This window comes from Stenotrophomonas sp. PvP093, from assembly GCF_017876915.1.
In the GTDB taxonomy this organism is placed as follows: Bacteria; Pseudomonadota; Gammaproteobacteria; order Xanthomonadales; family Xanthomonadaceae; genus Stenotrophomonas; species Stenotrophomonas muris.
Genome location: NZ_JAGIOX010000004.1, coordinates 1078337 through 1103760 on the forward strand (window position 1 = coordinate 1078337; position 25424 = coordinate 1103760).

25 protein-coding genes are annotated in these 25424 nt (G+C 65.9%); 23 read left to right on the forward strand and 2 right to left on the reverse strand.

Features of this window, described 5'->3' with window-relative positions:
- Position 1: 1 nt before the first annotated feature.
- Positions 2 to 3043, reverse strand: a complete 3042-nt coding sequence (locus J3A72_RS07550; RefSeq protein ID WP_014646133.1) for an efflux RND transporter permease subunit — start codon at positions 3041 to 3043, stop codon at positions 2 to 4.
- A 9-nt stretch (positions 3044 to 3052) separates the two neighbouring features.
- Entirely contained in the window at positions 3053 to 4063 is a 1011-nt protein-coding gene (locus J3A72_RS07555; RefSeq protein ID WP_014646134.1) for an efflux RND transporter periplasmic adaptor subunit, read from the reverse strand.
- Positions 4064 to 4173: 110 nt separating this feature from the next.
- Here J3A72_RS07555 and J3A72_RS07560 point away from each other — a divergent pair, with 110 nt between their 5' ends.
- The 23 genes from J3A72_RS07560 to J3A72_RS07670 all read left to right on the forward strand — a co-directional run bounded on the left by J3A72_RS07560 (position 4174) and on the right by J3A72_RS07670 (position 24869).
- A complete protein-coding gene (locus J3A72_RS07560; RefSeq protein ID WP_075076136.1) occupies positions 4174 to 5154 on the forward strand; it encodes an IS5 family transposase in 981 nt (326 codons plus the stop codon).
- Positions 5155 to 5662: 508 nt separating this feature from the next.
- The gene (locus J3A72_RS07565; protein ID WP_014646135.1) at positions 5663 to 6382 is read left to right on the forward strand and encodes a response regulator; all 720 of its coding nucleotides are present in this window, start codon (positions 5663 to 5665) and stop codon (positions 6380 to 6382) included.
- Complete coding sequence (locus J3A72_RS07570) at positions 6379 to 7686, forward strand: ATP-binding protein (protein WP_019184023.1); 1308 nt, start codon at positions 6379 to 6381, stop codon at positions 7684 to 7686. Before J3A72_RS07565 ends, J3A72_RS07570 begins: the two co-directional genes overlap by 4 nt.
- Before the next feature lie 149 nt (positions 7687 to 7835).
- On the forward strand, positions 7836 to 8123 hold the full coding sequence (locus J3A72_RS07575) for an EF-hand domain-containing protein (RefSeq protein WP_034010244.1): 288 nt from the start codon (positions 7836 to 7838) through the stop codon (positions 8121 to 8123).
- A 101-nt stretch (positions 8124 to 8224) separates the two neighbouring features.
- On the forward strand, positions 8225 to 9031 hold the full coding sequence (locus J3A72_RS07580; protein ID WP_209572000.1) for a MipA/OmpV family protein: 807 nt from the start codon (positions 8225 to 8227) through the stop codon (positions 9029 to 9031).
- A gap of 180 nt (positions 9032 to 9211) precedes the next feature.
- The gene (locus tag J3A72_RS07585; RefSeq protein ID WP_099589019.1) at positions 9212 to 9907 is read left to right on the forward strand and encodes a hypothetical protein; all 696 of its coding nucleotides are present in this window, start codon (positions 9212 to 9214) and stop codon (positions 9905 to 9907) included.
- Between the two features lie 165 nt (positions 9908 to 10072).
- Positions 10073 to 10576, forward strand: coding sequence for a Slp family lipoprotein (locus tag J3A72_RS07590; RefSeq protein ID WP_019184026.1), 504 nt, complete (start codon positions 10073 to 10075; stop codon positions 10574 to 10576).
- A gap of 67 nt (positions 10577 to 10643) precedes the next feature.
- Complete coding sequence (locus tag J3A72_RS07595) at positions 10644 to 10979, forward strand: putative quinol monooxygenase (RefSeq protein ID WP_034010246.1); 336 nt, start codon at positions 10644 to 10646, stop codon at positions 10977 to 10979.
- A gap of 9 nt (positions 10980 to 10988) precedes the next feature.
- Positions 10989 to 11933 (forward strand): LysR family transcriptional regulator, encoded by a 945-nt coding sequence (locus J3A72_RS07600; protein ID WP_014646139.1) that lies wholly within the window; start codon positions 10989 to 10991, stop codon positions 11931 to 11933.
- Complete coding sequence (locus J3A72_RS07605; protein ID WP_014646140.1) at positions 11930 to 12196, forward strand: EexN family lipoprotein; 267 nt, start codon at positions 11930 to 11932, stop codon at positions 12194 to 12196. The genes J3A72_RS07600 and J3A72_RS07605 overlap by 4 nt, the downstream gene beginning before the upstream one ends.
- Positions 12197 to 12431: 235 nt before the next feature.
- Positions 12432 to 14432 carry a conjugal transfer protein TraG gene (locus J3A72_RS07610; RefSeq protein WP_019184027.1) on the forward strand — a complete coding sequence of 667 codons (2001 nt, stop codon included), beginning with the start codon at positions 12432 to 12434 and terminating at the stop codon, positions 14430 to 14432.
- Positions 14429 to 14893 (forward strand): ribbon-helix-helix protein, CopG family, encoded by a 465-nt coding sequence (locus tag J3A72_RS07615; protein WP_014646142.1) that lies wholly within the window; start codon positions 14429 to 14431, stop codon positions 14891 to 14893. Before J3A72_RS07610 ends, J3A72_RS07615 begins: the two co-directional genes overlap by 4 nt.
- Positions 14890 to 15942, forward strand: a complete 1053-nt coding sequence (trbB, locus tag J3A72_RS07620; RefSeq protein ID WP_140222835.1) for a P-type conjugative transfer ATPase TrbB — start codon at positions 14890 to 14892, stop codon at positions 15940 to 15942. The genes J3A72_RS07615 and trbB overlap by 4 nt, the downstream gene beginning before the upstream one ends.
- On the forward strand, positions 15939 to 16322 hold the full coding sequence (locus tag J3A72_RS07625) for a TrbC/VirB2 family protein (protein ID WP_014646144.1): 384 nt from the start codon (positions 15939 to 15941) through the stop codon (positions 16320 to 16322). Before trbB ends, J3A72_RS07625 begins: the two co-directional genes overlap by 4 nt.
- Entirely contained in the window at positions 16319 to 16603 is a 285-nt protein-coding gene (locus tag J3A72_RS07630) for a VirB3 family type IV secretion system protein (protein ID WP_014646145.1), read from the forward strand. The genes J3A72_RS07625 and J3A72_RS07630 overlap by 4 nt, the downstream gene beginning before the upstream one ends.
- 12 nt (positions 16604 to 16615) lie before the next feature.
- Positions 16616 to 19078 carry a conjugal transfer protein TrbE gene (gene trbE, locus J3A72_RS07635; RefSeq protein ID WP_014646146.1) on the forward strand — a complete coding sequence of 821 codons (2463 nt, stop codon included), beginning with the start codon at positions 16616 to 16618 and terminating at the stop codon, positions 19076 to 19078.
- Positions 19075 to 19803 carry a P-type conjugative transfer protein TrbJ gene (gene trbJ / locus J3A72_RS07640; protein WP_014646147.1) on the forward strand — a complete coding sequence of 243 codons (729 nt, stop codon included), beginning with the start codon at positions 19075 to 19077 and terminating at the stop codon, positions 19801 to 19803. Before trbE ends, trbJ begins: the two co-directional genes overlap by 4 nt.
- 12 nt (positions 19804 to 19815) lie before the next feature.
- Complete coding sequence (locus tag J3A72_RS07645; RefSeq protein ID WP_014646148.1) at positions 19816 to 20106, forward strand: hypothetical protein; 291 nt, start codon at positions 19816 to 19818, stop codon at positions 20104 to 20106.
- Positions 20103 to 21476: a P-type conjugative transfer protein TrbL gene (trbL, locus tag J3A72_RS07650; protein WP_014646149.1), complete on the forward strand. Its 1374-nt coding sequence runs from the start codon at positions 20103 to 20105 to the stop codon at positions 21474 to 21476. The genes J3A72_RS07645 and trbL overlap by 4 nt, the downstream gene beginning before the upstream one ends.
- 18 nt (positions 21477 to 21494) lie before the next feature.
- Positions 21495 to 22196: a conjugal transfer protein TrbF gene (gene trbF / locus J3A72_RS07655; RefSeq protein ID WP_014646150.1), complete on the forward strand. Its 702-nt coding sequence runs from the start codon at positions 21495 to 21497 to the stop codon at positions 22194 to 22196.
- Positions 22193 to 23335: a P-type conjugative transfer protein TrbG gene (gene trbG / locus J3A72_RS07660; protein ID WP_229766898.1), complete on the forward strand. Its 1143-nt coding sequence runs from the start codon at positions 22193 to 22195 to the stop codon at positions 23333 to 23335. The genes trbF and trbG overlap by 4 nt, the downstream gene beginning before the upstream one ends.
- 2 nt (positions 23336 to 23337) lie before the next feature.
- Positions 23338 to 24627: a TrbI/VirB10 family protein gene (locus J3A72_RS07665; protein ID WP_026069910.1), complete on the forward strand. Its 1290-nt coding sequence runs from the start codon at positions 23338 to 23340 to the stop codon at positions 24625 to 24627.
- Complete coding sequence (locus tag J3A72_RS07670; RefSeq protein WP_026069911.1) at positions 24624 to 24869, forward strand: DUF2274 domain-containing protein; 246 nt, start codon at positions 24624 to 24626, stop codon at positions 24867 to 24869. The genes J3A72_RS07665 and J3A72_RS07670 overlap by 4 nt, the downstream gene beginning before the upstream one ends.
- The last annotated feature ends 555 nt before the right edge of the window (positions 24870 to 25424 follow it).

Below are 25424 nucleotides of genomic sequence, written 5' to 3' on the forward strand. Positions count from 1 at the left end.
CTTAGATCCGCTTGGCCAGGGCCTGCTCGGCCGGACGCAGCAACAGGTAGATCACCGGCGTGGAGAACAGTGTCAGCAACTGGCTCACGATCAGCCCACCGATGATGGCCAGGCCCAGCGGGTGGCGCAGCTCCGCGCCCATGCCGCTGCCGAACGCCAGCGGAACGGCGCCCAGCAATGCGGCCAGCGTGGTCATCAGGATCGGCCGGAAGCGCTGCTCGCAGGCGCGCTTGATCGCCTCGGTACCGTCCAGGCTGTGGTCACGCTCCAGCTCCAGCGCGAAATCGATCATCATGATCGCGTTCTTCATGACCATGCCGACCAGCAGCACCACGCCGATGGTTCCGATCACGTCGAACTGGCTGCCGCTCAACATCAGCGCCGCCAGCGCACCCAACACTGCCGAGGGCAAGGTGGACAGGATCGTCAACGGGTGGATGAAGCTCTCATAGAGCATGCCCAGCACCAGATACACCACCAGCACCGCCGCCAGCATCAGAATGGCTTGGCCGGACATGGCGCCGCCCAGGCTGCCGGCCGCGCCTTCCAGATGCAGCGTGACCGCAGCCGGCAGGCCGATGTCCTTGGCAATGGAGTCCAGCCGCTTCACCGCGTCGCCGAGGGTGACGCCATCGGCCAGATCGAAACCGATATCGGCGTAAGGGAACTGCCCCTGACGCTCGAATGATACCGGCGCGTCCCCCGCGTCGATCGTGGCCAGCGCGGCCAGCAAGACAGGGGTGCCATTGGTGCCGGGTACGTGGATGCGCTGCAGCACGTCCCGTATGTCCTGCAGGCCGCCCTTGGCGGCCAGTACGACGTGGTACTGGCTCAGGTCGGTATAGATGGTCGAGACCTGATTCTGACCAAACGCTGCGTACAGTGTGTCATCGATACTGCGCATGTTCACGCCCAGGCGCGAAGCCGCGACCCGATCCACGTCCAAACGTGCCTGCAGGCCCCGGCGGGCTGCCTGGCTGTCCACCGCAGAGAACGCTGGATCGGCTCGCATGGCGGCCATCAGCTTCGACGTCCACTCGGCCAGCAGGCCACGATCGGTGGACTCTAGGCCTGCCGCATAGGGCATGGACGAGGACTGGGTATCGAGTGTCAGGTCTTGGACCGGGCGCAGGTGCAGCACCATACCGGCGCGCTGCGCCTTGTCGGCGAGGCGTTTGATGACTGTGGCGCTGGTGTCCTTTCCCGCCTTCAGGCGCACGAGCATTGGCACGGTCCCGAGCGCGGTGTTGGTCTGGCTCACGCCGGCGCTGATGGAGATGTTCTCCACGGCCGAATCGGCAGCCACCAGCCGCGCTGCGGCCTGCTCGCGCTCTTGGATGCGCGAGAACGCACTGTGCGCATCGACTTGCAGCGCGCCCTGCAGCATGCTGGTGTCCTGCACCGGGAACAGGCCCTTCGGCAGCGCCCACAACAGCGCCAGGGTCAGCACCGTCGCGCCGGCCACGGCAAGCATGACCGCCGCACGGCGCTGCATCAGGCGATCCAGCAATCGTGCATAGCCACGCTCCAGGCGCACGAAGAACCCTGCCTCGTCGTGCTCGGCCTCCGGCTTGAGCACGCGCGCGCACAGCATCGGTACCAGCGTCAGGGTCACGCCTGCCGACACCACGATGGCCACCGAGAGGGTCACTGCAAACTCGCGGAACAGGCGGCCAACCACGTCGCCCATGAACAACAGCGGGATCATTACCGCGATCAAGGCTGCCGACAGCGATACGATGGTGAAGCCGACCTGTCCGGCACCTTCCAAAGCGGCCTGCATGCGCGACTTGCCCATCGCCATGTGCCGGCTGATGTTTTCGATCATCACGATGGCATCGTCGACCAGGAAGCCAGTGGCCACGGTCAACGCCATCAGGGTCAGATTGTTGAGGCTGAACCCCAGCCCATAGATGATCGCCACCGTGCCAAGCAGGGACAATGGGACGGTGATGCCCGGGATGATCGTCGCTGGCCAGTTGCGCAGGAATACCCAGATCACCGCTACCACCAGCACGATCGCAATCAGCAGTTCGACCTGCACGTCGTGAACCGATGCGCGGATCGTCTCGGTTCGGTCGCTCAGTATCTGCAGACGGACCGAGCTGGGCAGGGCGGCCGACAGGCTCGGCAGCGCGGCGCGAATGCCGTCGACGGTCCTGATCACGTTGGCACCGGGTTGGCGCTGGATGCTGATCAGGATCGCCGGCGTGTCGTTCGCGTAGGCCGCCTGTCGCGTGTCTTCCGCTCCGGTGGCGATCTGCGCCACTTCGCGCAGATACAGCGGCGCACCATCGTGCCAGGCCAGCACCAACGATGCATATTCTTCCGGTTCGACCAACTGGTCGTTGGCGCCGATCGCGTAGGCGACCGTCGGACCGTCTATGGTGCCCTTGGGAAGGTTGACGTTGGCGGCGGTCAGGGCCGCCTCGACGTCTGCCAGCGTCAGCCCGTGGCTGGCGAGCTGGCGTGTATCGACCGTAACGCGGACTGCGGGACGGTGGCCGCCGCTGACCGTTACCAGCCCGACACCGGACATCTGCGAGATCTTCTGCGAGATGCGCGTCTCGGCCAACGCCTGCACCTGCGTCAGCGGCAGCACGTCGGACGTCATGGCGAGCGTCAGCACCGCCGTGTCGGCTGGGTTGACCTTGCTGTAGACCGGGGGATAAGGCAGGTCGTCGGGCAGGCGTGCCCGCGCCGCGTTGATCGCGGCCTGCACTTCCTGCTCCACTTCCTCCAGCGAGGTGGACAGGCCGAATTGCAGCGTAATGACCGAGGCACCATTGGCACTGCTCGACCGCATACGCTCCAGTCCCGCGATCTGTCCCAGCTGGCGCTCGAGCGGTGCGGTAAGGGTGTTCGCGGTTACGTCGGGTCCAGCGCCGGGATACTCGGTGTAGACCTGCAGGGTGGGATAGTCGACTTCTGGCAGTGCCGAGATCGGCAAGCTGCGATAGCCGATAAGACCGGCAAGCAGTACGCCGACCATCAGCAGTGCGGTGGCCACCGGCCGGCGGATGAAGGTGCTGGAGAGATTCATGGCGTAGGTTCAACGCCCGGCTTGCGCCGGCGCGACCACGCGCACCGCAACACCGTCCTCCAGCGCGTCGATGCCGTCGACTGCGATCTGCATGCCGGGCTTGAGCGCGTCGGCGACCACCACGCTTTGGCTGTCCAGGGTCGGCCCCATCGTTACGTTCTGCAGATGCGCCTTGTCGTCTTTGATCATGAAGACATAGGCACCCTGGTTGCCGTACCGGATCGCCGAAAGCGGCACGACCATGGCGTTTTCCAGTGTCTGCAGATGGACCCGCGCGCTGACGAATTGGTTGGGAAACAATCGGTGCGCGGCATCGTTGAACTGGGCGCGCAACATCACCGTTCCTGTTGCGGCGTCCACGCGGTTGTCGATGGCCTCCAGGCTGCCCTCGGCAAGCACGTCGCCGCCGTCCCGGCCCAACGCATCAACCCGTACAGGACCTTGTCGCCGTGCGTTGAGTACACGGGACATCTGGTCGATCGATAGCGCGAACTTCACCGTCGTCGGCGATACGCTCGTCAGCGTGGCAACGCCGTTGGCATCACCGGATTGCACAAGATTGCCAAGATCCACCGCCCGCAGGCCCACCACACCGTCGATGGGCGCGGTGATCCGGGTATAGCTCAGCTGTACGCGCAGGTTGTCCACCGAGCCCGAGTCCGCCTTGACTATGCCCTCGGCCTGCTGGACCGCAGTCTCTTGCGTGTCGAGCTGCTGGCGCGAGGCGGAGCCAATGTCGACCAGCGCCCGCGTGCGATCCAGGTCGCGGCGCGCGTTGGCGAGTTGTGCGCGATCTCGCAGCAGCGCGCCTTCCGCCGTCTGCAACTGCGCCCGCAACGCACGATCATCGATCGTAGCCAGCAGATCGCCGCGGGCGACCACTTGTCCTTCCCTGAAGTTGATCGAGGCCAACGTGCCTTGTACTTGGGCACGCACGATGACCGTGGTCGATGGCGTGACGGTACCGACCGCGTTCAGAAATACAGGCACGTCGCGTACGGCGATCGCTGTGGTCCGCACGACCCGCGATACATTCTCGTCGCCTTGGCCTGCTTGACGATGTCTAAGGAAGGTCTGAACAACTCCGCTGCTGCAGGCGACAATAGCGCACCAGATTGGGGTGACGATCGATGCAGCTGACGTTCGGTGATGCCGAGACCCTGGGCCAGCGCAAGCGCACGCGGCGGGAGATCTTCCTGGCCGAGATGGAGCAGGTGGTGCCGTGGCAGGCGCTGCTGGCGCTGATCGAGCCGCACTACCCGAAGCTGGGCCGTCCCGGCCGCCAGCCGTACCCGCTGGCGACGATGCTGCGCATCCATTTCCTGCAGCAGTGGTACGCGCTCAGCGACCCGGCGATGGAAGAGGCCTTGTACGACACGCCGGTGATGCGCCGGTTCGCGCGGTTGGGCGGCGTGGACGCGATTCCCGACGAGACCACGATCCTCCACTTCCGCCGGTTGCTGGAAACCCACGGCCTGGCCGGGCGGATCTTCGAGCGGGTGAATGCGCATCTGGCGCGCAAGGGCCTGAGCCTGCACGCGGGCACGATCGTGGACGCGACGATCATCGCCGCGCCGAGCTCGACGAAGAACGCCGAAGGCAAGCGCGATCCGGAAATGTGCCAGACGAAGAAGGGCAACCAGTGGCACTTCGGCATGAAGGCGCACATCGGCGTCGATGATGAATCCGGCCTGGTGCACCACGTCGAGTGCACGGCGGCGAACGTGGCCGACGTGACCCGGGTACACAGGCTGCTGCACGGCCGGGAAGACACGATCTGTGGCGACAGCGGCTATACCGGTGCCGACAAGCGTGAAGAGTTGAAGGATGTGGAGGCCGGCTTCCTGATCGCGGAGAAGCCGTCGAAGTTGCGGGCGATGAAGAACCCGCGCGAGCGGCGTTACACCGAGCGCTGGGAGCGGTACAAGGCGAGCCTGCGCGCGAAGGTCGAGCATCCGTTCCGGGTGATCAAGCGCCAGTTCGGCTACACGAAGGTGCGCTACCGCGGCCTGGCGAAGAACGCGGCGCAGGTGCTGACGCTGTTCGCGCTGTCGAACCTGTGGATGGCGCGCCGGCGCCTGTTGCCGGCGATGGGGGTGGTGCGCCTGTAAGGCGGGAAAACCCGCCAGAAACCGCCTGAAAGGGCGGGAAATTGATCAAATCGACGCTGGTCCGGCGCTCTGACGCTGAAATCCAAGTGTCAGAGTGCGTTGTTCAGACCCTCCCTAACTAGTAAGCTGGCTACGAGAACGATCACAACGAGCAAAAGGGTAAGCAGCGCCACAGGGCGCCAACGTCGGACTTTCACTGGAATAGGCCACACGGAAGCAAGGAAGGGAGAGAAGGAAGGGCCGAGCCCCGATCGGCATGGATCGATGCGGGGCCGTTACGAACCTTCCTCGTCGGGGCGGCATGGTACGAACGCCGCCTGCCCAATCGGCTTCAAACTGCGCACATGTTGTTACATTCGGTTACAGCCTTGGTCGACCGTCATGGACAAGTGGCTGAAACAAAAGGGCTATTTCCGAGATTCATCATGCCCTGACGGTGCGGTTGCGGTTGCAAGGCAACGCCTCTTGCGCGAAGAATTTGTCTAACCCTTCGTGAATGGCAGACTCCGTGGAAGATGCACCGCACCGAATACTGGTCGTCGACGATGACCTGGAATTGCGCGACATGCTGCGCCGCTATCTGGGCGAGCATCGCTTCGACGTACAGATTCTGGCTTCCGCCGACCGACTCGACGAACGACTACGGCGTGAACCCTTCGACGTACTGATCCTGGACCTGATGATGCCTGGCGAGGACGGCTTGTCGATTTGCCGTCGCCTGCGCGCGGAGGGAAGCACCGTTCCCATCCTGATGCTGACCGCACGCGGGGCGGCGGTGGACAGGATCCTGGGCCTTGAAATGGGCGCTGACGACTATCTGGCGAAACCTTTCGACCCGCGCGAGCTGATTGCACGGCTGCATTCGATCCTGCGCCGGCAGTCCATGGTGAACTGCGATGGCCGCTGGGCCGGTGGCAACGTCATCCACTTCGGGCCCTTCATTCTCAATCTGACTCGGATGGAGGTGACACGCCATGGTGAGGTACTGGCGCTCTCCAGTTCGGAATTTCAGCTCTTGCGCATTATGGCGACCAATGCCGGGCGCCCCTTGAGCCGCGAGCATCTGCTGGAGAAGCTGAAGGGGCGCGAGTACGACTCGCTCGATCGCAGCCTGGATGTGCAGGTCCTGCGTCTACGACGCAAGATCGAGGACGACCCGTCATCACCACGCTACATCCGCACGGTATGGGGCGTAGGCTACATGTTCGTTGCCCAGGCCTCCGAATGAAACTGCCCTGGCCCAGGTCGCTACTGGCGCGTAATTTTCTGCTGCTGATGGTTCTGGCGCTGGCGCTGGAGTTCTCGGTGTTCGCGACCTTCTACCAACTCCTGCAGAAGCCCCGCAGCGAAGGGCTGGCGACGCTTGTCGCCTCGCAGATCAACACCCAACGCGTCATCCTCGCGGCACTGCCTCCTGGCGAGCGCGACGACGTGATCCGGCGGATCAACGCCGAAGGCGCCATGAAGATCAGCCCCGCCATTGAGGGGAATGCTTCTCACGGGGAGGAGAGCGGCGGCATTTGGCTGACCGATTTTGCCCGGCGCCTGGAGAGACAACTGCCGCCAGGCAGCCGGCCGGCGATCACGCACCTGGGCGCTGCCCATGTACGGATGCAGGTGGGTGATCAGGCCTACTGGCTATCGTTACCGCTTCATGTGCAGCTGCGCGACCGGGCCATGACCGTCGCCGTGGCCACTTCGGGGCTGATCGTCGGCCTGATGTTGCTGGCTGCCTGGCTCATCCAGCGAAGAATCAATCGCCCGCTACGGCAGCTGCAACGCGCAACCCATGCCCTGGGTAGCGGCCGGGCGCCCGGTAGACTGCCCGAAGACGGACCCAGCGAACTGGCAGCGGTCACGAGGCAGTTCAATCGCATGGCCGAGAACCTGGAACGCAACGAAGGCATGCGTACGCTGATGTTGGCCGGCATCTCGCACGACATCCGAACGCCGTTGACCAAGCTGCGCCTGTTGCTGGCCATGGACCAGCTGGACGAGCACACCGCCAGCGGCTACATCCAGCAGATCGATGCAATCCTCGGCCAGTTCCTGGACTTCGGCCGAACCGAGGGTGACGAGGCACCGTCCATACTCGACGTCAACATCCTCGTACAGCAGCTTGCCGCGGAATTCGGCGAGCGTGGGGACACTTTCGCTCTGAATCTGGACCCTGCCCTTCCTACGATGTGCTTGCGGCCGCTGGCATTGCAACGTGCCATCGCCAACCTGATGGAAAATGCCGTGCGCTACGGCAAGACAGGGCTGGCCGTAGACACGCAGGTCGGCGATGGATGTGTGAGCATCCGTGTTCGTGACGCTGGCCCCGGCATTCCGCCGGACCAGGTGGAGTACCTGACGCGGCCATTCACGCGTGCCGACGATGCACGCTCGAACAACGGAGGCACGGGTCTGGGTCTGGCGATCGTGGACCGCCTGGCAAGGATTCATGGCGGGGATCTGCGCCTGGAAAGTCCGCCTGAAGGCGGCCTGCATGCGACCATCGTGCTGCCCGTTCAGGCATCGCCGAACTGAAGGTCATCTGTACGCGCCAAACCTCTGTAAGGAAATGAAACATCTGCCTTACCGAGCGCAACACCTCTCGCAGCAGCACTTCCTAGCATGGATTCATCAGGCCGGATCTACTCCGCCTGATTCCATCAACCCAATAGGAGTACTGCCAAATGCGATCCCTCATTCTGACTTCCTTGCTGGTGCTGCCTGGATTGGCCCTGGCCGCGCCGCAGTTCGGCGGCGCTGATCGTGCCAAGGCCGCCGAGCAGCTGGAAGCGCGGTTCAAGCAGGCCGACACCGATCAGGACGGCAAGCTGACCCAAGCCGAGGCCGAGAGGGGCATGCCTCGGATCGCCAAGAACTTCTCCAAGATCGACGCCGCCGGAAACGGTTACGTGACCCTGGATCAGCTCCGCGCATTCGCCCAGCAAGCGGCCGCGGCCGGCAGGGGCAACTAAGCCTCGCATAGCCAGTTTCCTCCCCGTTCACCGGCACACCCATCTCCCGGTCTCTCCCGGGCCGGTGAACGGGGCTCTCTTCCTTCGCGAGGAATCGCCCGATGCCAAAGCAGTTCACGGGTGCGGTGCTTGCGCTCGCATCTCTCTTCCTTTCAGCCAAGCCGATCAACGCGCGTGCGCAAGATGCATGGTCGTCGGACCACGATCACAAGATGCATGGTCTGATCGGCCTGGGCGCGGCGTCAATCCCGGATGCGCCGGGAAGCGATGACCAGCGAACCATTCCTCTTCCTGTCCTGAGCCTGCGCTTCTCGGGAAGTGCGTTCTACGTGGGAAACCCGTTTGGCGGATCGCCACTTCAAGCCGGCGCAGCATGGAAAACCGATGGCGGCTGGCGTTTCGGCGCAGGATTTTCCACCCAAGCCAACGAGCCTCGCGAAGCCGACAATCGCCAGCGAGAAGCGGGTGTGGAAGACATCGAGCGAGGCAGCGCCGCATTGGTGTTCGCGCAATGGAACTATGAGCAGGTATCGGCCACGCTGACCGGAGCCAAGGCGCTGGGCGACAGCGAACAAGGAATGATCGCGACGCTCCGTCTGGAGCGCGTTATTACCCTGAATCCCAGGCTGCGTATCACCTTCGGACCGTCGGCGACCTGGGCAGATGACGAAAACATGCGGACCTACTTCGGTGTCCCGCTTGGCAGTACCGAACTCGCGCAATACGAGCCTTCCGGTGGCCTTCAGGAAATCGCGATGCAGGCGGGGATCAGTTACGCGGTATCTCCCAAATGGATCCTCGGCGCGGGCCTGCGGATCGCGAGGCTGCAGTCCGAAGCGCGCGCCAGTCCGCTGGTCGAGGACGAGACCCAGCGCAGCATGTCTGCATTCCTGGCACGTCGATTCTGACGGTAGATCGGAGCAAGACCGGCCACTCCTACTTACGCCGGCGCGTGGGAAGTGTATGCGGATGTTGACGCATGGTCGGTGAGCATCCTTGGCAGAGCGTGCGATTCCCACCGCCGGCACCTTCAAGCGCGGCGTCCCCGCGCCGCCATTTCCCCTATCCCATAGCACAGGAGTCCCACCATGTATTTACTGAAAATCATTTCGAAACTGGCCGTCCTGGCCGCCGTCGCCATCCCCTTCGCGGACATCAGCAGCGCGCACGCTGCGGTTGTCGTAGTCCCGCCGCCCGCGCCGCCGGCAGCGACCGTCGTAGTACGGAAACCGGCGCCAGTCGTAGTCGCGGTGCCAGCACCGCCCGCCACAGCCGTCGTTGTGAGGAAACCCGCGCCGGTCATCGTCTCGACGCCAACACACCCCTCGGCCGTCTATGCTCGTACCCGTAACTTCAGCGCCGACGGAAACGGCAATCGCAGCGCCAGTCGCTCCGGCAGCGCCGGCACCATCTATGGCGGGAGCGCCCATTATCAGGCCAATGCCTATCGCAATGCCGATGGCAGCGCCGGGAGGAGCGCGACCGCCTCCGTCCAAGGGGCGAATGGCGGGCGTGCGAGCCGCACGGCCAACGGTTACCGGGATGGCGCAGGCAATGCCGGCTACAACTACAACGCCTCGGTCGAAGGTGCCAATGGGGGCAGTGCTAGTCGCAGCAGCAACTTCGCCAAGACCGACGATGGAAGCTATTCCGGCAGCCGCAGCACTGAGATGACTGGTCGCAATGGCAACAGCTACTCCGGTTCGACCGAAGTCAGCAACGGCACGCTCACCCACACCGGCAGCTGCACCAACGCCTCGGGTGAGGTGGTGTCCTGCCGCTGATGCTTGTCTGGGTGCCGCTGCGGGGCGGATTCTCCTCCCTCTGGCCGTCTCCGTAGCGGCGCCCACCTTACCGCCCTTGGGAAGAAATTGCGCGAGTTTCGGGTCCTATTGGCCCCATCACGGCCGTCCCTGCAATTCTCGTCCTTTGCTCCATCGGAGAGCTTCATGGAAATTCGTATCCTGCTTTCCCTTGCTGCCTGCATCGCCCTTACCGCCTGTGCCACCGCGCCCAAGCCGCTGCAAGGCACATTCACCCAAGTTAGCCCGCACGATGTGGCGGCCGGCGCGCAGGCCGTTGCGCAAGTGCGCTGGGGTGGCAGCATCGTCGAAACCAAGCCAGGACCGGACTCGACCTGCGTGCAACTGATCTCTCGACCTCTCGACAGCCATGCTCGCCCGAACCGCAGCACACCGGATGCGGCAGGCGGACGCTTCGTCGCCTGTCACGCGGACTTCTACGATCCAGTCGTGTTCGCCCCGGGACGCGAGGTCACCGTCGTGGGCACGATCGAAGGTACTACCACGACCAAGATCGGCGAGTACGACTACACATTGCCCAGAGTCAATGCCAGCGTGATTTATCTGTGGCCCGAAACGAAGGAAGCGCGCGTGGTCTATCCATATCCCTACTACGGTCCTGTCTGGGGTTACCGCGGTTGGTGGTGGTAGACGGTAAGGGAAAGCGCCAAGACATCAAAATGGCCTTTGATTCCATCAACTGTCGAAGGTGGCAAGCATGTATGCCTACGAGACGATGCCGCTGAATTCCAATGAGGATGACATGCCGGTTGTTGAATTGATCATCGCATTGAAGGCATCGAGTGATCGCATAGAGGAAATGCGTGACGTGCTGCAGGCATTACGCGAGGCCGCCATTCAAGATCCAGGATGTCTGGACTATCGCATTGCCCGAGGAAGCCTATCGGAAAACCGATTTTTCCTGCTGGAGCGTTGGGTCGATGCCGAGGCACTGTTCCGACACGAGCATACGCCGTACTTCTTGGATGGAGTGGCGCGCGTGCGAGCATGCTGTGAATCCGTGGATTTTCAGCCAATTACCTGGTTGGAATGAGCGAACGTTATGGAGCTTCGCCATCTTCGTTGCTTCCTGGCTGTCGCCGAAGAATTGCACTTCGCCCGTGCAGCTGAGCGCCTGCACATCGAGCAGTCGCCATTGTCACGCGCCATCAAGGAGCTGGAGGAAGAACTGGGCGTGGCGCTGTTCGCCCGCACCACGCGCAGCACGCGACTGACCCGTGCGGGCAAACTGTTCCTGGATCACGTGCCGCGCGTGTTCACTGCTTTGCAGCAGGCGCGCGACAGTGCGAAGGCCGCGGCCAATGGCTTCCACGGCCAGTTGCGCATCGCCCTGTCCGACGGCATTACGCCGTCGCGTCTGCCGGCCTTGCTGGCGCTGTGCAGGCAGGAAGAACCCGAAGTCGAAATCCGCCTGACCGAGGTGCCGCTGTCGCAGCAGATCAAGGGCCTGCACGACGACCTGTACGACGTGGGGTTCGCTCGCGCCGACGAAGCAGGTGACGGCATCGTAGCGATGCCTGTCTGGAACGATCCGCTGATGGTGGCCGTGCCGGCCCGGCATGACCTGCTCAGGTACAAGCGGATTCCGTTGGAAGAAGTGCTGCGCTTCCCACTGGTGCTCTGCGACCCGGTGGCGTGCGAAGGCCACGCGCGACAAGTGGATCGCCTGCTGCGCCGCGTGGACATGGAACCGCTGGTGGCCGAGCGGGTGGCGTCCTGCGACCTGATGATGGCCTTGGTATCGGCCGGGTTCGCCCTAGGGCTGACGGGCGCAGCGCACATCACGGCCAGCCGCGAACAAGGCGTGGTCGCACGGGCGCTGGCGGGATGTTCGCCCGTGCTCACCACCTATCTGCTGCGCCTGGATGCCGAACCATCGGAGACGCTGGCTCGCTTCATCGAGCGCGTGCAGGCCATCGACTCGCCCGAGGCCGCCAGGCCGACGCCAGGCGATGAACCCGATGTCCCGGAGGAATCCGAACCATGAAGAAGACCATTCCGTTCCTGCTGGCTGCTGCGGTGCTGACGGCCTGCGGCCCCACTGACACGCCAGAGAAGACGGACGCGCCCAGCGTTGAAGAACTGGCATCCGATCCCGTGCGGCTGAAAGAACTGCGCCAGCAATGCAAGACGGATCGCCCCAAGCTGGGCGACGTGCTTTGCAATCGAGTCGCCGAAGCCACGCGCAAGCGGTTCTATGGCGACGGCAATACGCCCTACACGCCGCCGGAGAGTCCGCCGAAGTTCTGACCGTGGGTGCTCCACCACGAAACCTCTGCTTTTCTGCTCGACACGCCGCAGCGCGCCTTCGCTTGCGGCGTTTTTCTTTGGCGCGATGCAGCCCCAATTCGTTCCGATTACTCGACCTTTCTCCCGATAACGGTCTTTGACCGGCACCGACCCGGCACTGATCCTCACTTCATGCGGCACGTCCTTGTGCTGCGCGTGAACGAGGAATCAGCGCAGAGGAAATCGGAGGCCAGTCATGCAAGGTCAGGGCGTGTTGTTCGGGCAGATCGCCGCCGTCTTCGGCATCGTGATCGCCGGTGTGTGGGGTGCCACACAATGGACAGCCGCCGCCCTGGGCTATCAACTACGCCTTGGCTCGCCCTGGTTCGATTTCTTCGGAACGCCGGTCTATCACCCCTGGCGGCTGTTCGAGTGGTGGTTCTTCTTCGATGCCTACGCGCCGCAGGTCTTCGACATCGGCGGGGCCTTCGCGGGCGGCAGCGGCCTGCTGGCCGTGGTGGTGGCCATCGCCATGTCGGTGTGGCGCTCGCGGCAGGCCAAGCTGGTCACGACCTATGGTTCGGCGCGCTGGGCCGAAGCCGACGACATTCGCAAAGCCGGGCTGACGCAGCCGGCCGGCGTCTTCCTCGGCAAGTATCGCAACGAGTATCTGCGACATGAAGGCCCGGAACACGTCCTGACCTTCGCGCCCACGCGCTCGGGCAAAGGCGTGGGCTTGGTCGTCCCGACATTGTTGTCCTGGCCGGCTTCGGCCGTCATCCATGACATCAAGGGCGAGAACTGGCAGATCACCGCAGGCTGGCGCTCGCGCTTCTCGCACTGCCTGCTGTTCAACCCCACGGATGCGAAGTCGGCGGCCTACAACCCGCTGCTGGAAGTCCGGCGCGGCGCGCATGAGGTGCGCGACGTGCAGAACATTGCCGACATCCTGGTCGATCCCGAAGGCGCGCTGGAGAAGCGCAACCACTGGGAGAAGACTTCGCACGCGCTGCTGGTCGGGGCCATCCTGCATGTGTTGTACGCGGGCGAGGACAAGACGCTGCGAGGCGTCGCCAACTTCCTGTCCGACCCGGCCAGCCCGTTCGAGCTGACCTTGCACCGGATGATGACGACGAAGCACCTGGGCGATGCACCGCACCCGGTTGTCGCGTCCGCTGCGCGCGAAGTGCTCAACAAGTCGGATAACGAGCGTTCGGGCGTGTTGAGCACCGCCATGTCGTTTCTTGGCCTCTACCGCGACCCCACGGTGGCCGAAGTCACCTCGCGCTGCGATTGGCGCATCGCCGACCTGATCGCATCCGAGCATCCCGTCTCGCTGTATCTGGTGGTCCCGCCTTCGGACATTTCGCGGACGAAACCGCTCATTCGCCTGATCCTCAACCAGATCGGCCGGCGCCTAACGGAATCGCTCGACGGCAGCGACGGCATCGCGCGCCGCCACAAGCTGCTGCTGATGCTCGACGAGTTCCCGGCGCTTGGCAGGCTCGATTTCTTCGAGACGGCGCTGGCCTTCATGGCGGGCTACGGCATCCGCAGCTTCCTCATCGCGCAGTCGCTCAACCAGATCGACAAAGCCTACGGCCAGAACCATTCCATCCTCGACAACTGCCATGTGCGCGTGACGTTTGCGACCAACGACGAGCGCACCGCCAAGCGGATCTCCGAGACGCTGGGCACCGCCACCGAACTGCGTGCGCAGCGCAACTACGCCGGCCACCGGCTCGCGCCGTGGCTGGGCCACCTGATGGTGTCGCGCCAGGAGACGGCTCGCCCGCTGCTGACGCCGGGCGAAGTGATGCAGCTTCCGCCCGACGAGGCCGTGGTGATGGTGTCCAGCGTGGCGCCCATCAAGGCGAACAAGCTGCGCTACTACGCCGACGCCAATTTCAAGCGGCGCGTGCTGCCGCCGCCGGCGCTCGCAGCCGGGCAGTACGCCGATGCGCCGCCCTCGCGGCCGGATGACTGGAGCGGCCTGGCGATTCCTGCCGTGCCCGACGCCCCTGCAACGACATCCGCCGATGGCCTGGGCACCGCCGACGACGGCGGCCCACGTCGCCAGCCCGAGCTATCCGAAGTCGCCGAATACAGCCCCGAGCCGCAGCACGCAGGCAACGACCTGGCGCTGCTCGATGACGACGACGACCTGCCGCTGCCGCTTCCCGGCCAGCTCGACCCGGCCATGCAGCGCACGGCCCGGCTGGCATCGCTGAATCCCAACGACGGAATCGAACTATGAGCCAGTACCGCCTCAACCTGTTCATCCAGCCCGAACATGCCAAGCGCCTCGAAGAACTGGCCGCCAAGAAAGGCGTCTCGAAATCCAGCATCGTTGCCGCCGCCCTGGCGTCCTGGCTATCGCCGGATGCCGGCGACCAGCGCGAGGCGGCCATCGCCAGGCGGCTGGATCGCCTGTCGCGCCAGGCCGAACGCCTGGAGCGCGACCAGAACATCGAAATCGAAACGCTGGCGCTGTTCATCCGCTACTTCCTGACCGTCAGCACGCCGATTCCCGAAGCCCATCAGGACGCGGCCCGCGCGCAGGGCAAGGCGCGCTTCGAGCAGTTCGTGGAACAGCTTGGCCGCCACCTGCTGCGCGGCCGCAGCTTGGTGCGCGACGTGGTGGAAGAACTGCACCCTGACCCGGTGCGGATGGAGGATGCGGCGGCGCTGGCCGAGGCGCGGGAGCGTGCGTCATGAGCGCCGCACCGAAGTCATCCACCGCCGCTGCTCTGGATCGCCGCATCCAGATGCTGCGCACGGCAATGGGGCCGCTGATCGCCACCGCGCTGGAAGACCCCGACGTGGTGGAAATCATGCTCAACCCCGACCGCACCCTATGGGTGGATCGGCTGTCGTCGGGCCGCGCCCCGCTGGGCGTCGAACTGTCCGAGGCCGATGGCGAACGCATCATCCGCCTGGTGGCCGCGCATGTCGGTGCGGAAGTGCATCGCGGCCAGCCGCTGCTGACCGCCGAGTTGCCGGAAACCGGCGAACGCTTCGAGGGCATTCTGCCGCCGGCCGCGCCCGGCCCGGCCTTCGCGCTGCGCAAGCGGGCCGTGAGCATCATCGGCCTGGATCGCTACGTGGTCGACGGCATCCTGTCCGCGCCACAGGCCGAGTTCCTACGGCGGGCGGTACGCGAACGGCAGAACGTGCTGATCGCGGGCGGCACCAGTACGGGCAAGACCACGCTCGCCAATGCCTTGTTGGCCGAGATCGCCGCCACCGGCGACCGCGTGCTGGTGCTCGAAGACACCATCGAACTGCAATGCGCGGCCCGCGACCACGTGCCGCTGCGCACCCGCGCCGGCGTCGTGTCGATGCAGGAATTGGTGCGCGCCACGATGCGCCTGCGCCCCGACCGCGTAATCGTCGGCGAGGTGCGCGGCGGCGGAGCCCTGGACTTGGTGAAGGTGTGGGGCACCGGCCACCCCGGCGGTATCGCCACCATCCACGCCGGTTCCGCGCTGGGCGCGCTGCTGCGCCTGGAACAACTGATTCTCGAAGTGGCGGTGAACCCGCCGCGTGCGCTGATCGCCGAGGCGGTCAACGTCGTGATCCACATCGCCGGGCGTGGCCGCAAGCGCCACGTCGAAAGCATCGCCCGCGTCGTCGGCTTCGACGCCGCCGGCTACCAACTGGCGGACGCGCTGGAAACGCCGTTTCCCGAGCTGCCGCCGGTTTCCCTCGCAGCCGCCGCCGCTGCGCCTTCCCCGTCCCTCGACCCACTTGGAGAACTGCCATGACGCAGATGCACGTTCCTGCTTTCCGCCTTTCCGTAAATCCGGTTCCCATCCTTGCACGCCTCCGGCGCCTGGCCCGGCCGGCCCATCGCGGCCTGCTGCTGGCCGCCATCATGCTGATGACGGCCGGCACCGCGCAGGCTGCCGGTTCCTCGATGCCCTGGGAAGGGCCGCTGCAATCCATCCTGGAGTCGATCCAGGGGCCGGTCGCGCGCATCGTGGCCGTCATCATCATCATCGCGACCGGCCTCGCGCTGGCCTTCGGCGACACGTCGGGCGGCTTCCGCAAGCTGATCCAGATCGTGTTCGGCCTGTCCATCGCGTTCGCCGCATCCTCGTTCTTCCTGTCCTTCTTTTCGTTCTCCGGCGGGGCCGTCGTATGAGTGCCGCCGATGAAGGCACGCCGGGCTTCGCGCTCGGCTTCGAGGTGCCGCTGCATCGCTCGCTGACCGAGCCGATCCTGCTGGGCGGCGCACCGCGCACCGTGGCGATCGCCAACGGCACGCTGGCCGCTGCCGTCGGGCTGGGCCTGCAACTGTGGATTCCCGGCGTCGTGCTCTGGATCGTCGGCCACTCGCTGGCCGTGTGGGGCGCGCGCGTCGATCCGCAGTTCATGCAGGTCTTCGCCCGGCACATCAAGCACCGCCCGCTGCTGGACGTGTGAGGGGATGCCGCCATGCTGAACCTTGCCGAATACCGCCAGCGACCCGCGCTGCTGGCCGACTGGCTGCCCTGGGCCGGGCTGGTCGCGCCGGGTGTCGTCTTGAACAAGGACGGCAGCTTTCAGCGCACGGCCCGTTTCCGCGGCCCCGACCTCGATAGCGCCACGCAGGGCGAGCTGATCGCCACCACCGCACGGCTGAACAACGCGCTGCGCCGGCTGGGTTCGGGCTGGGCGCTGTTCGTGGAGGCAGAACGCCAGCCGGCGGCGGACTACCCGCATTCCGACTTCCCCGAACCGCTGTCGTGGCTGGTCGATGAGGAACGCCGCGCGGCGTTCGAGGAATCGACCCACCATTTCGAGAGCGCCTATCACCTGACGCTCGCGTTCCTGCCACCGGAGGAATCGCGCGCCCGTGCCGCCAGGCTGCTCTATGAGAACACGCCCGGCGATGGCGTGGACTGGCGCGGCCGGCTCGACGCCTTCGTAGCGGAAACCGATCGCGTGTTCGATCTGCTCGATGGCGTGATGCCGGAAGTCGCCTGGCTCGATGACAGTCAGACGCTGACCTACCTGCATGGCACGGTATCCACCCGGCGCTATCGGGTCGCGGTGCCCGAGGTGCCGTTCTATCTCGACGCGCTGCTGGCCGACTCCATGCTGGCCGGCGGCCTGGCGCCCACGCTGGGCGACCAGCACCTGCGCGTGGTGACGGTGCGGGGCTTTCCGACCTCGACCTGGCCGGGACTGCTGGACGACCTCAATCACCTGGGGTTCGCCTACCGCTGGAGCACGCGCTTCCTGTGCATGGACAAGGCCGAAGCGGAAAAGGAACTCGGCCGGCTGCGCCGCCAGTGGTTCGCCAAGCGCAAGAACGTCATCGCGCTGCTGCGCGAAACCATCTTCCAGCAGGAATCGCCGCTGGTGGATACCGACGCCAGCAACAAGGCGGCCGATGCCGATGCCGCCTTGCAGGAACTGGGCAGCGATCAGGTCGCCTTCGGCTATCTCACCGCCACGGTGACGGTGCTCGACGCCGATCCGGCCGTGGCCGACGAGAAGCAGCGGATGGTGGAGCGCGCCATCCAGGGCCGAGGCTTCGTCACCATCCCCGAAACCCTCAATGCCGTGGACGCCTGGCTGTCGTCCATCCCCGGCCACGCCTACGCCAACGTGCGCCAGCCCATCGTCTCGACGCTGAATCTTGCACACATGATGCCGCTGTCGGCGGTATGGGCCGGGCCGGAGAAGAACGACCATCTCGACGGCCCGCCGCTGATCGTGACGCGCACCGATGGCGCGACGCCGTTCCGGCTGGTGACGCACATCGGCGACGTGGGGCATACGCTGGTCGCTGGCCCGACCGGCATGGGCAAGTCGGTCCTGCTTGCCGTCCTGGCGATGCAGTTCCGGCGCTACTTCAGCTCGCGCATCTTTGCCTTCGACATGGGGCGGTCCATGCGGGCGACGGTGTTGGGCCTGGGCGGCGAGCACTACGACCTCGGTGCCGATGGCGGCATCGCGTTCCAGCCCTTGGCCCGTATCGACAGCGAGGGCTATCGCACCTGGGCGGCCGAGTGGGTGGAAGGCCGCCTGCTGCACGAAGGCGTCACCGTCGGCCCGGACGAGAAGGCCGCCATCTGGTCGGCGCTGGGGAGCCTCGCCGGTGCGCCGCCGGAGCAGCGCACGATGACGGGGCTCTCCGTGCTGCTGCAATCCAACGCGCTGCGTCAGGCACTCTCGCCCTACGTGCTCGGCGGCGCCCACGGCAAGCTGCTGGACGCCGACCTCGACCGGCTGGGCAGCGCCGACGTGCAGGGCTTCGAGATGGAGGAGCTGATGCACAGCCCGGCCGCCGTGCAAGCGGTGCTGCGCTATCTGTTCGCCCGCTTCGATGAACGGTTCGACGGCGCGCCCACGCTGCTGATCCTCGATGAAGCCTGGCTGTTCCTCGATGAACCGGCCTTCGCGGCGCGCATCCGCCAGTGGCTCAAGACGCTGCGCAAGAAGAACGTCAGCGTCATCTTCGCCACCCAGTCGCTGGCCGACATCAAGGACTCGACCATCGCGCCGGCGATCATCGAAAGCTGCGCCAGCCGAATCTTCCTGCCGAACCCGCAGGCCACCGAGCCGCAGATACGGACGATCTACGAGGGCTTTGGCCTCAACAGCCGGCAGATCGAGATCGTTGCCACCGCCGAGCCCAAGCGCGACTACTACTACCAGTCGCGCCTGGGCAATCGCCTGTTCGACCTCGACCTGGGGCCGGCCGCGCTCGCGTTCGCGGGCGCTTCGACCCCGCAGGACCAGCGCGACATCGACCGCGTGCTGGCGCAAGCCGGCGTGCCCGGTTTTGCCGGCGCGTGGCTGCGCCATCGCGGCCTCGATTGGGCCGCCGACCTGCTGGCCGAGTTCCCCGGCGCCGCGCCATTGGCCCCTTCCGTCCTTTCCCCACCACCACAGGAGAACCTGCCATGAAGAAGCGTCTTATCGCCACCGCCATCGCGGCCATGCTTTGCACCGTGTCCACCGCGCAGGCGCAATGGGTCGTGGTTGATCCCACGAACTTGGTGCAGAACACGCTGACCGCGATCCGCACGCTGGAGCAGATCAACAACCAGATCCAGCAGCTCCAGAACGAAGCACAGATGCTCATCAACCAGGCACGCAACCTGGCGAGCCTGGACTTCAACATCGTCAACCGGCTGCGCTCGACGCTGGCGACGACCGAGCGGCTGATCGCCGAGGCGCAGGGACTGGCCTTTGATGTGCAGAACCTCGACCGCGAGTTCGCACGTCTGTACCCGGAGCAATACGCCGCCACCGTCAGCGGCGACCAGATGTACCGGGATGCGCAGGAGCGTTGGAAGCACACGCTCGACGGTCTGCATACTGCGATGCGCATGCAGGCGCAGGTATCGCAGAACCTGCGCGAGGACGAATCCGCGCTGGCCGACCTCGTGAGCCAGAGCCAGTCCGCCACCGGCGCCTTGCAGGCCGCGCAGGCGACCAATCAGCTCCTGGCCTTGCAGGCCAAGCAGTCGATCCAGGCGCAACAGCTCCAGATCACCCAGGACCGCGCGACCTCGCTCGAACTGGCGCGGCAGGCGGCGGCCACCGAGCGCGCCCGCGAAGTGCGCCGGCGCTTCCTCGGCACCGGCACGCCGTACACGCCGCAGCGCGTGGATTTCTACCGCAACTGACGGGAGACGGCCATGCGATGCGCTTGCCTCCTGCTGGCCGTGCTGCTGACAGCCTGCGGCCAGCACTCGGCCGACAACCGCGCCGATGCCCTGGCCGCCGATCCCGTGCGGCTCAAGGCACTGCGCGCGCAATGCGCGGCCGACCGGCAGGCCGTCGGCGAGGACGCTTGCCTGGCCGCCGCAGAAGCCTTCCGCCGGCGCTTCTTCGCCGGCCAAACCGGGCCGGACGAGTACCGAACGCTGGAGGAGCTGCCGCCCATTCCCCCAACCTTCGATGAGCCGATTGGAGATGAAACGCCATGAACGACGTGACGATCATCGACCGCTTTCTGGATACGTTCTCGCGCTACATCGACTCCGGGTTCGGGCTGTTGCAGGGCGAGGTGGCGTTCCTGACGGCCACGCTGATCGTCATCGACATGACCATCGCCGGCCTCTACTGGGCCATGAGCCACGCCACCGGCCAAGGCGAGGACGTGATCGCCAAGCTGCTGCGCAAGGTGCTCTACGTCGGTGCCTTCGCCTACATCATCGGCAACTTCAACTGGCTGGCAGGCATCGTCTTCCGGTCCTTCGCCGGCCTGGGCCTGACGGCCACCGGCTCGACCTTGAGCATGGAGAACTTCCTGCAACCGGGCCGGCTGGCGAAGACCGGCATCGACGCAGGCACGCCGATCCTGGAGCAGGTCGGCGAGATGGCTGGTTTCCCCGAGGTGTTCGTGAACCTTGACGCCATCACGGTGATGTTCCTGGCCTGGCTGGTGGTGGTCCTGTGCTTCTTCGTGCTGGCGATCCAGCTTTTCATCACGCTGATCGAGTTCAAGCTGACCACGCTCGCCGGCTTCGTGCTGGTGCCGTTCGCCTTGTGGAACAAGACCAGCTTTCTCGCCGAGAAGGTGCTGGGCAACGTGGTGTCGGCCGGCATCAAGGTGCTGGTGCTAGCCGTGATCGTCGGCATCGGCTCGGGCCTGTTCGCCGAGTTCCAGGTGCATCCCGACGAGCCATCCATCGACCACGCGCTGGTCATCATGCTGGCCTCGCTGACGCTGCTGGCGCTGGGCATCTTCGGCCCCGGCATCGCCACCGGCCTGGTGTCCGGTGCACCGCAGCTCGGTGCGGGGGCGATGGCCGGTGCCGCTGTCGGCGCTGCCGGCACGGCCGTCGCCATCGGTGCTGCCGCAACCGGCGTGGGCGGGGCGGTGGCCGCCGGGGCGCGCATGGCGCCTGCTGCCGCCAAGCTGGCCGGCAGCGGTGCGCGCGCCGCGACATCAACGGCCGGTGGTGCCCGGTCAGCGTTCCGGGCCGGGTCCGCCGCTGCCGGCGGCGGGGCCAAGGGCGCTGCGGCCGGCCTGGGCAACGTCGCCAAGACGGGCGCGCAGGCGGCCGGGCGCGGTGCCGCATCCCGCGCTTCCGCCATCGGGCAACGCATGGCTGCGCCTTTCCGCGCCGGCTGGAACGGGCCGCCGGCCGATGAAGGCGCAGGCGCCGCGTCCGGCGGCGGCCAGTCCGGCGGCGAAGCCACGTCCAACACCGGGCAGCAACCGGCCTGGGCCAAGCGGCTGCACCGCCGCCAGCAGCTCACCCACGCCGCGACCACCGCCGCCCATGCGCTGCGCGGCGGCGACGGCGGCGGCTCCGGGCAAGGCCCGAGCCTGCGCGATTCCGATTCCTGACCTTCAAGGAGAACACCCATGCGATTCAAACGACCGCAGGTGCGCTATGCCGACACGCCGCAGCCTGCCACGCCGTATCAATCTGCCGCGCAGGTGTGGGACGAGCGTATCGGCGCGCCCCGCGTGCAGGCCAAGAACTGGCGCCTCATGGCCTTCGGCCTGCTGGTGCTGACGCTGCTGATGGCCGGCGGCCTGGTCTGGCGCTCGGCGCAGTCCATCGTCACGCCCTACGTGGTGGAGGTGGACAAGGAGCACGTGCGCGCCGTAGGCGAGGCGGCCACGCCGTACAAGCCCACGGATGCGCAGATCGCGCATCACCTGGCGCGCTTCGTGACGTTGGTGCGCTCGCTGTCCATCGACCCGATCGTGGTCCGGCAGAACTGGCTGGACGCCTACGACTACGCGACCGACCGAGGCGCCGCCATGCTCAACGACTACGCCAGCAAGAACGATCCCTTCGCGCGCGTCGGCAAGGAGTCGGTCACGGTGCAGATCACCAGCGTCGTGCGCGCCAGCGACACGTCGTTCAACGTGCGCTGGACCGAGCAACGCTTCTCCAACGGCGCGCCGGCCGGCACCGAGCGCTGGAACGCCGTCATCTCCATCGTCCTGCAAACCCCACGCACCGAGGAGCGCCTGCGCAAGAACCCGCTGGGCATCTACGTCAACGGCCTGTCGTGGAGCCGCGAACTTGATCCCTCGGAAGGAACGAAACCATGAACACTCTCCAATCGCATGATCCCGTTTCGCGTCAGGATGATCTTCCCCTCGATGAGCGGTGGCGGATGTCTCAGGAGGCGTATCAGCAGCGTCTGCGGGATGGCGTCGTATCGGTATGGCCCTTGTTCGCCCCGAATCTGCGGATAGACGATCGAACACTTCGCCACGTTTGCCTGTTGACGCTGGTGGCGGCCTTGGCGGGCTGCGCCACACAGGGCAAGCCGCCGCCCGTGATCCCACTCGATGAGCCAGTGCAGGCGCAGCTCGTGCCCGATCCACCCTCGCCGGTGGAGGTGGTCGCCGTCCCCGAACCGCTGGCGCTGCCGGAGCAGTTGAAGCCGCTGCCGGAAGGTGACGAAGCCCAGCCCGGGCCGGAGCCGGCCGACGAAACCGTGCGCGTGTCCAAGGCCAATACCGAGGCGCGGGTCGCGCCCACGCGCGAGGGCTACGTCAATGCCATCCAGGTCTGGCCCTTCACCGATGGCGCGCTGTATCAGGTCTATGCCGCGCCGGGGCGCGTGACCGTGGTTTCGCTCCAGCCCGGCGAAGAACTGGTGACGGTCGCCGCCGGCGATACCGTGCGCTGGATCGTCGGCGACACGTCCAGCGGTGCCGGCGACGAGCTGCGCGTCAACGTGCTGGTCAAGCCTGTCCGCTCGGGCCTCAAGACCAATCTGGTCATCACCACCAATCGGCGCACCTACCTGCTGGAGCTGACCTCGACAGAGCGCGCTTGGATGGCGTCGGTGTCGTGGGACTACCCGAAGGACCGGATGCTGGCTTTGCAGCGCCAGGCGCAGGCCGCGCAGGTGGCGGCGCCGGTTGATACGGGCCTATCGCTGGAGCGCATCCGCTTCCGCTACGCGATCAGCGGCAGCAATCCGTCATGGAAGCCGCTGCGTGCCTTCGATGACGGCGAGAAGGTCTACATCCAGTTCCCTGCCGGCATCGCCCAGGGTGAACTGCCGCCGCTGTTCGTCATCGGCGTGCAGGGCGATGGGCAGTTGGTGAACTACCGCTTCCGCTCGCCGTACTACATCGTGGACCGGCTGTTCGGCGCGGCCGAACTGCGTCTGGGCGGCGACAAGGGCGACGTGGTGCGCATCGAGCGCACCGACGGCGTGGCGCGGAGGAACTGATGATGCGCCAGGACGACACCCCCGAGCCGGTCGCACCGCAGGCGGCCAAGGCAGCGCCCGAGGCGGTAGCGCTGCGCGCCCAGCCGCGTCCGGTCACGCGCTTGAATCGTCGCATGCTGGCGATCCTGGCCGGCGGGCTGTCGGTCGCCGTGCTGGGCGCGCTGATGTGGTCGCTGCAACCGCAGCGACACGGCGCCAGCGAACAGACCGAGCTTTACAACGTCGATCGCGTTTCGCGCTCCGAAGGGCTGGAGCGGCTTCCGACCGACTACTCCAAGCTGCCGCCGGCCGCGCCGTCCCCGGTGCCGGAGCTGGGGCCGCCGCTGCCGGGCGACCTCGGGCCGGCCATCGTCAATGCGCAGCAACCGACACCAGGTTACGCGCCGCCCGGCCACGATCCGGCCGAGGCCGAGCGCCTGGCCCGGTTGAAGGAAGCCGAGGAAGCGGCGGCGTCATCGGTGTTCTTCCGCTCGGGTACGCAGCGCGCCGCGCCGGTGGCGCAGTCACAGGCCACCGTGGCGCCGGGCTTCGCCGCCAATGCGGCGTTCGATCCGATGGCCGCCGGGCCGGCCTCGACGGCAGCCCAGCCTGCCGACCCGACCGCAGTACAGAACCGGCAGGAACAGAAGGAGGCGTTCCTGCAAGGCGGTTCCACGCAAACCCGTAATTCCGGCAACCTGCAATTGCCAGCCTCCCCGTATCAGGTCATGGCCGGGACGGTCATCGCCGGCGCGCTGGTGACGGGCATCAAGTCGGACTTGCCGGGCGATGTCATCGCCACGGTGACGGAGCCGGTCTATGACACGGCCACCGGCAAGTTCCTGCTGATCCCGCAGGGCTCGCGCATCCTCGGTCGCTACAACAGCCAGGTGAGCTACGGACAGAGCCGGGTTCAAGTCGTCTGGAACCGGATCATTCTGCCCGATACGTCGTCGGTGACGCTCGACAACCTGGTCGGCACCGATCCGGCCGGCTATGCCGGGCTGGAGGATGAAGTCGATTGGCATTGGGATCGGATCTTCGCCGGGGCGGCGCTGACGACGCTGCTGGGCGTCGGCGCCGAGCTGGCCGCGCCGGAGAACCGCCAGGACGGCAACCGCATCGTCATCGCCGGCCGCGACAGCGCGCAGGACAGCATCAACCAGGTCGGCCAGGAGATGACCCGGCGCAACATGAACATCCAACCGACGTTGAGCGCGCGCCCCGGTCTGCCGGTGCGTCTGGTCGTGAGTCGGGACTTGGCGCTGCGCCCCTACCAGCCCCTGTTCTTCAACCGAGGGACTTCACGATGAGCACGACCAGGAAGCTGCGGTTGGGACCGCTGCCGAAGACCGAGAACATCAAGCTGACCTTTCCTTGCCCGGCCAGCCTGAAAGCCGACCTCGACCGCTACGCCGCGCTGCATGCGCAGACCTATGGCGAAGCAGTCGATGCCGTGACGCTGATCCCGCACATGCTCGAAGCCTTCATCGCGGGGGACCGGGGATTCAGGAAGGGAAGCGTGAGCAGGACGGTGCCAGCGAAGCCGGGCTGACGATGCACGGTCTCGCCGGCGGCCATCCCTCGAATGCGCAGCCCAACGCTGCGCGTTCTTCGTTCTGGAGGATGGCGACAGAGTGGGCTATGATCGTGCGGCAAGCCCGCCGTCTGCCGGTGATCGTCCCCGATGCAGCACGACTTGGCCCTCTACCGCGACGCTCCCATGTGGCTCCTAGTCCATATGGCCGCCGCCCCGCAAAGCGGCCCGAAGTAGAGCTAACTCCCTGTCTTGTTTAAGCTTTCGGACTCTTGGCGATTTTCGCCGAGGGCTTGACACAGGCCCTTTTTTGTTTCCGGGGTCAGATCCGTTTTCCTGTGGAAAACGGATCTGACCCCGCGCGCCGCCGTGTCGACCAAGGTCGACACCTACCAACAGCAGCGGGGAACTGTCGAAGGCGGGGTGGGTCCGGTTGCGGGAGTGTCCGCGGCATGGATGCCGCGGCCAAGCCCCCATGGAAGGGTTTACGGCGTCTCCCGCAACTGGACCCAACCCCGCCATCCCACGGAATGCCAGCTTTTGCTCTAGTTGTTGCTGTTGCCGTTGTTTCGG

Coding starts and splice junctions, on each gene's coding strand:
- trbG (WP_229766898.1), top strand. CDS start 22,193: ATGAACACTCTCCAATCGCATGATCCCGTTTCGCGTCAGGATGATCTT.
- J3A72_RS07560 (WP_075076136.1), top strand. CDS start 4,174: ATGCAGCTGACGTTCGGTGATGCCGAGACCCTGGGCCAGCGCAAGCGC.
- J3A72_RS07585 (WP_099589019.1), top strand. CDS start 9,212: ATGTATTTACTGAAAATCATTTCGAAACTGGCCGTCCTGGCCGCCGTC.
- J3A72_RS07645 (WP_014646148.1), top strand. CDS start 19,816: ATGCGATGCGCTTGCCTCCTGCTGGCCGTGCTGCTGACAGCCTGCGGC.
- J3A72_RS07610 (WP_019184027.1), top strand. CDS start 12,432: ATGCAAGGTCAGGGCGTGTTGTTCGGGCAGATCGCCGCCGTCTTCGGC.
- J3A72_RS07590 (WP_019184026.1), top strand. CDS start 10,073: ATGGAAATTCGTATCCTGCTTTCCCTTGCTGCCTGCATCGCCCTTACC.
- trbF (WP_014646150.1), top strand. CDS start 21,495: ATGCGATTCAAACGACCGCAGGTGCGCTATGCCGACACGCCGCAGCCT.
- J3A72_RS07600 (WP_014646139.1), top strand. CDS start 10,989: ATGGAGCTTCGCCATCTTCGTTGCTTCCTGGCTGTCGCCGAAGAATTG.
- J3A72_RS07670 (WP_026069911.1), top strand. CDS start 24,624: ATGAGCACGACCAGGAAGCTGCGGTTGGGACCGCTGCCGAAGACCGAG.
- J3A72_RS07665 (WP_026069910.1), top strand. CDS start 23,338: ATGCGCCAGGACGACACCCCCGAGCCGGTCGCACCGCAGGCGGCCAAG.
- trbE (WP_014646146.1), top strand. CDS start 16,616: ATGCTGAACCTTGCCGAATACCGCCAGCGACCCGCGCTGCTGGCCGAC.
- J3A72_RS07595 (WP_034010246.1), top strand. CDS start 10,644: ATGTATGCCTACGAGACGATGCCGCTGAATTCCAATGAGGATGACATG.
- J3A72_RS07615 (WP_014646142.1), top strand. CDS start 14,429: ATGAGCCAGTACCGCCTCAACCTGTTCATCCAGCCCGAACATGCCAAG.
- trbB (WP_140222835.1), top strand. CDS start 14,890: ATGAGCGCCGCACCGAAGTCATCCACCGCCGCTGCTCTGGATCGCCGC.
- J3A72_RS07630 (WP_014646145.1), top strand. CDS start 16,319: ATGAGTGCCGCCGATGAAGGCACGCCGGGCTTCGCGCTCGGCTTCGAG.
- trbL (WP_014646149.1), top strand. CDS start 20,103: ATGAACGACGTGACGATCATCGACCGCTTTCTGGATACGTTCTCGCGC.
- trbJ (WP_014646147.1), top strand. CDS start 19,075: ATGAAGAAGCGTCTTATCGCCACCGCCATCGCGGCCATGCTTTGCACC.
- J3A72_RS07625 (WP_014646144.1), top strand. CDS start 15,939: ATGACGCAGATGCACGTTCCTGCTTTCCGCCTTTCCGTAAATCCGGTT.
- J3A72_RS07570 (WP_019184023.1), top strand. CDS start 6,379: ATGAAACTGCCCTGGCCCAGGTCGCTACTGGCGCGTAATTTTCTGCTG.
- J3A72_RS07550 (WP_014646133.1), bottom strand. CDS start 3,043: ATGAATCTCTCCAGCACCTTCATCCGCCGGCCGGTGGCCACCGCACTG.
- J3A72_RS07605 (WP_014646140.1), top strand. CDS start 11,930: ATGAAGAAGACCATTCCGTTCCTGCTGGCTGCTGCGGTGCTGACGGCC.
- J3A72_RS07580 (WP_209572000.1), top strand. CDS start 8,225: ATGCCAAAGCAGTTCACGGGTGCGGTGCTTGCGCTCGCATCTCTCTTC.
- J3A72_RS07575 (WP_034010244.1), top strand. CDS start 7,836: ATGCGATCCCTCATTCTGACTTCCTTGCTGGTGCTGCCTGGATTGGCC.